Below are 4,576 nucleotides of genomic sequence, written 5' to 3' on the forward strand. Positions count from 1 at the left end.
CGCCCGCACCGCCGCCGCCGGCTGTGGACCGCCCTCGCGGTCGTCGCCGTCCTGCTCCTGCTGCTGGCCGTGGTCGGCCCGCGCATCTACGCGAGCGTGCAGGAGGGCAGGGCCGCCGCCCCGCTGGTGAGCGCCGGCGCCGCGCCGGCCGCCGCGCCCAGCGCCGCCGCCACCGACCCCGCCCTGGACGGCAGCTGGACCGTCGTGCCCGGCGGCACCGCCGGCTACCGCGTCGACGAGGTCCTCAACGGCCAGGACGTCACCGTCACCGGCCGCACCGACCAGGTCGGCGGGGACCTCGTGGTCGCCGGCGGGCAGCTGACCGCGGCCACCGTCTCCGTCGACCTGGCGAGCGTGAGCACCGACTCCGGCCAGCGCGACAACCAGTTCCGCACCCGCGTCGTGGACGTCGCGCGCTTCCCCACCGCCGACTTCGCGCTCACCGCTCCCGTGCCGCTGGGCGGCCTGGACGTCGGCGCGACGATCTCGGTGACCCTGCCCGGCACGATGACGCTGCACGGCACGACCCGCGAGGTGCAGCTGCCCGCCACCGTCGAGCGCACCGCCGAGGACTCCGTCACCGTCACCGGCGCGCTGCCGCTGACGTGGGCCGACTTCGGGGTCCAGGCCCCCGACCTGGGCTTCGTCTCCGTCGAGGGCACCGGCACGATCGAGTTCTCCGTCACCGCCGCCCCGGCCTGAGCGCGCCCGCGGCCGCGCCGATCGCCTGCGGGGAGCGGGAGCGGCTCCTAGGGTGGTGGGCATGTCGTCCGCGGGAGCGGTGGACCCGCTGCTCCTGCGCGCGTGGCAAGAGGTCTCCGAGGGTCTGATGGTCCTCGACGCCGCCGCGTGGCGGATCGTGCACGTCAACGACGCCGGCGCGGCCCTCTACGGCTTCACCCCCGAGGACCTCGTGGGCCGGCTGCTGCCGGAGGTCTTCCCCGCCGCCGTCGGCTCCGAGGTCCACCGCCAGCTCAAGCGCACCCGCGAGGAGAGCGGCGTCGTGGTGTGGACCGGCCCCGTCCCCGGCACCGGCCTGTGGATCGAGGTGCGCGCCCAGCGGATGGACGCGCACGTGCTGTGCGCCTACCGCGACGTCACCCGCCAGCACCTGCTGCAGCGCGAGCGCGACGAGGCGCTGCGCTCCCTGCAGGGCTCGCTGGAGCACACCACCCGGCTGCTGCGGCTGTCGGAGGCGCTGACGGCCACCCGCACCGTGCGCGACGTCGCGGAGGTCGTCGTGGCCGCCGCCCGCGACGGCTTCGGCGCCGCCTACTGCGCGCTCAGCGTCGTCGACCACGAGCGGCGGCTGCTGCGCACCCCCTTCACCGGCGAGCTGGCCCCCGGCGCCGAGGAGGAGTGGCAGGACCTGCCCCTGGACGGCCCCGGCCCCGGCACCCTGGCGATGCGCGAGGGCGCCCCGCGCTTCGACGACGCCGCCAGCCTGCGCACCCGCTTCCCCGAGCTGGCGCACCGCTGGGAGACCGCGGACGTGCACTACCTGGCGACGGTGCCGCTGGTGGCCGCCGGCCGCACCGTCGGGCTGCTCACCATGGTCTGGCACGAGGACCTGCAGCTGCCGGAGAGCCGGCGGGCCATGCTCGTCTCGCTGGCCTCCTACACCACGCAGGCGCTGCAGCGGGCGCTGCTGCTGGACGAGCGCACCGCGACCGCCCGCACCCTGCAGGCCTCGATGCTCACCAGCGCCCTGCCGCAGCCGGACGACCTGCAGCTGAGCGCCCGCTACGTGCCCGCCCACGCCGACGACCAGGTCGGCGGGGACTGGTACGACGCGCTGCTGCTGCCCGACGGAACGACGATGCTCGTCATCGGCGACGTCACCGGCCACGACATCACCGCCGCCGCCGGCATGGGGCAGCTGCGGATCGCGCTGCGGGCGCTGGCCGTCGACCGCGACGACCCGCCCGCGGAGCTGCTGCGCCGGCTGGAGTCGGTGCTGGACTCCCTGGGCGGGCAGGCCATCCTCGCCAGCTGCGTCGTGGCCCGCCTCGAGCAGGACGAGCGCGAGCGCGCGGCCGGGCTGCGCACGCTGCGCTGGGCCAACGCCGGCCACCCGCCGCCCCTGCTCGTCGACGCCGACGGCACGGCCCGGCTGCTGCACGCGCCCGCCGACCTGCTCGTCGGCGTCGCCGCGCCCTCCCGCTCCGACCACCTCGTGCGGGTGGGCGCGGGCAGCACGCTGCTGCTCTACACCGACGGCCTCGTCGAGCGCCGCGACGAGGAGCTCGACGAGGGCCTGGAGCGGTTGCGCCGCGCGGGGCGCTCGCTGGCCGGGCCCGACCTGGACGCCGGCCTGGACGCGCTGCTGGCCGAGGTGGGCACCGCGGGCGGCGACGACGTCGCGGTGCTCGCGGTCCGCTTCCACCCGCAGGACTGACCTACGATCGCCTCTCGTGAGCGAGCAGGACGCGACCCCCGTCCCGGAGACCTTCCCGGAGACGCCCCCCGAGACCGCCGCCGAGGTCGTCTTCGCGGGGCGCACCGGCGTCGCGCACCCCATCACGACCTACTTCACGCCCGTCCTGCACCGCCGCTGCGCGGAGGTCACCGCCTTCGACGACGACCTCGTGCAGCTGGTGGCCGACATGTTCGCCTCGATGGCCGCGGCCGACGGCGTGGGCCTGGCCGCCAACCAGATCGGCGTCGACGCCCGCGTCTTCGTCGTCGACTGCCCCGACGAGGAGACCGAGCGCACCGGCGAGAACGTCGTCGCGCACGTGGTGAACCCCGTGCTGCACCTGCCCTCCGGCCGCAAGCGCCGCCTCGACCTCGACGGCGAGGGCTGCCTGTCGGTGCCCGGCCAGTACGCCGACCTCGCCCGCCCCGACCGCGCCGAGGTCACCGGCCGCGACGTGCACGGCAACCCGGTGCGCATCGTCGGCACCGGCCTGCTGGCGCGCTGCCTGCAGCACGAGGTCGACCACCTCGAGGGCGTCGTCTACGTCGACCGCCTCGACGCCGGGCAGCGCGCCGAGGTCCTCGCCGCCGCCGGGCTGTCCGCGCCCGGGCAGGAGCAGCCGTGAGCTCGCCGGTCGTGCTGGGCGTGGAGTCCAGCTGCGACGAGACCGGTGTCGGCCTCGTCAGCGACGGCGTGCTGCTGGGCGACGCCCTGGCCTCCAGCATGGACGCGCACGCCCGCTTCGGCGGGGTCGTGCCCGAGGTCGCCGCCCGCGCCCACCTGGAGGCGATCGTCCCGGTGCTGCACCGGGCGCTGGAGGCGGCCTCGCTGGACCTCGCCGACGTCGACGCCGTCGCCGTGACCGCCGGACCGGGGCTGTCCACGGCCGTGCAGGTGGGCCTGGCCTCGGCCAAGGCGCTCGCGTTCGCCCTCGGCAAGCCGCTGTACGGGGTGCACCACCTGGCCGGGCACGCCGCCGTCGACGTCCTCGAGCACGGCCCGCTGCCGCCGCGCTGCGTCGCGCTCGTCGTCTCCGGCGGGCACACCTCGCTGCTGCTGCTCGGCGACCTGGGCCGCGACCCGGTCGTGCACCTGGGCGACACCGTCGACGACGCCGCGGGGGAGGCCTTCGACAAGGTCGCCCGCGTCCTCGGCCTGGGCTACCCCGGCGGCCCCGCCGTCGACCGGGCCGCCCGCGACGGCGACCCGCGCGCCATCGCCTTCCCGCGCGCGCTCTCGCGCCCCTCCGACCCCGCCTACGGGTTCTCCTTCTCCGGGCTGAAGACGGCCGTGGCGCGCTGGGTGGAGGCCCGCGTCGACGCCGGCGGCGAGGTGCCGGTCGCCGACGTCGCGGCCAGCTTCCAGGAGGCCGTCGCCGACGTCCTCACCCGCAAGGCCGTCGCCGCCTGCGTCGAGCACCGCGTCGACGCGCTGCTGCTCGTGGGCGGTGTCGCGGCGAACTCGCGCGTGCGCGCGCTGGCCGAGGAGCGCTGCGCCGCGGCCGGTCTGCAGCTGCGGGTGCCGCCGATCAGGCTGTGCACCGACAACGGCGCGATGATCGCCGCCGTCGGCGACCTGCTCGTGCGCGCCGGCGCGCCCGCCTCCGGGCTGGACCTGGCCGCCGACCCGTCCGCGCCGCTGACCGGCGCGCTGCTGGCCGGGCCCTGGACGTGAGCGTCCCCGAGGCGCTGCGCTGGGCGGCGGCGGTCCTGTCCTCGGTGGCCGTCCTCGCCGGGGTCGTCACCGTGCTGCGGGGCGAGACCTCCGCGGGCGCGTGGCTGATGGTCGCCGGCGGCCTGGTGCTGTCGGTGTCGCTGGAGCGCCGCCGGCGCGAGCGCTCGGCCGCGGCCGCCGGCGACTGGCCGGTGCAGCGGGTGCGCGAGCTGCTGGTGCAGGCGCCGGGGGAGGGCCGCGTGCAGCAGGTGCGCCGGCTGCGCCGCGCGGACCGGCGGCTGGGCCTGGCCGAGGCCGTCGCGCTCGTCGAGGCCGCCGCCCGCGAGGGCTGAGCGGGCCCGTCTCAGACCCGCGCGGCGCGCGAGGCGCGCGCGGCGCGCTTGGCGTCGTACATGCGCGCGTCGGCCGCCGCCAGCACCTCGTCCGTGCTCGTCCCCGGCCCGCCCACCGCGGTGCCCGTGCTCGCGCCCACCCGCACCCGGT

General features: G+C 77.4%; 5 protein-coding genes. All 5 read left to right on the top strand.

Going from position 1 to position 4,576, the window contains the following annotated elements:
- The coding region (locus tag GTQ99_RS20080; protein ID WP_205707890.1) for a YceI family protein at positions 1-702 on the top strand (702 nt) is incomplete at its 5' end.
- 61 nt (positions 703-763) lie between these two features.
- A complete protein-coding gene (locus GTQ99_RS20085) occupies positions 764-2,398 on the top strand; it encodes a SpoIIE family protein phosphatase (RefSeq protein WP_166617479.1) in 1,635 nt (544 codons plus the stop codon).
- Between the two features lie 121 nt (positions 2,399-2,519).
- A complete protein-coding gene (gene def, locus GTQ99_RS20090; RefSeq protein ID WP_420814596.1) occupies positions 2,520-3,044 on the top strand; it encodes a peptide deformylase in 525 nt (174 codons plus the stop codon).
- Positions 3,041-4,093 (top strand): tRNA (adenosine(37)-N6)-threonylcarbamoyltransferase complex transferase subunit TsaD, encoded by a 1,053-nt coding sequence (tsaD, locus tag GTQ99_RS20095; protein ID WP_166617481.1) that lies wholly within the window; start codon positions 3,041-3,043, stop codon positions 4,091-4,093. The genes def and tsaD overlap by 4 nt, the downstream gene beginning before the upstream one ends.
- Complete coding sequence (locus GTQ99_RS20100; RefSeq protein WP_166617482.1) at positions 4,090-4,425, top strand: hypothetical protein; 336 nt, start codon at positions 4,090-4,092, stop codon at positions 4,423-4,425. Before tsaD ends, GTQ99_RS20100 begins: the two co-directional genes overlap by 4 nt.
- Positions 4,426-4,576: the final 151 nt, after the last annotated feature.

The sequence above is a fragment of the Kineococcus vitellinus genome (genome assembly GCF_009906315.1).
In the GTDB taxonomy this organism is placed as follows: domain Bacteria; phylum Actinomycetota; class Actinomycetes; order Actinomycetales; family Kineococcaceae; genus Kineococcus; species Kineococcus vitellinus.